Raw genomic sequence first — 295 nt, forward strand, 5'->3', positions numbered from 1 at the left:
ACGATGAACCCCGAACACTTCGCAAAGCCGTTTTACTGCATAGCTCTTCTTGAGTTTCTCGATTATCGAGAACCGTTCAGGGAGTCTGACATCAAGAGAGCCGTAGCCTTTTTTAGAATTTCCTTTTCTTCTTCAATGCGTCTGATTTTCTTTTTAAGGTCACGAATTTCTCTTTGCTCTGGAGTGAGTGGTGATGAATTTGGTGCCTTACCTGCTCTTTCAGCTTTGAGTTGCCTTACCCAGCTTTCTAAAGTAGTTTTTCCTATCCCCATCGCTTCGCAGGTTTCTTTATAGG

1 pseudogene is annotated in these 295 nt (G+C 43.1%); it reads right to left on the reverse strand.

The features are described from left to right. Positions 1-295, reverse strand: a pseudogene (locus tag FQ668_RS27370) (transposase); the annotation flags it as partial.

It is taken from the genome of Pseudomonas sp. Kh14, assembly GCF_900291005.1.
GTDB classification, from domain to species: Bacteria; Pseudomonadota; Gammaproteobacteria; order Pseudomonadales; family Pseudomonadaceae; genus Aquipseudomonas; species Aquipseudomonas alloputida.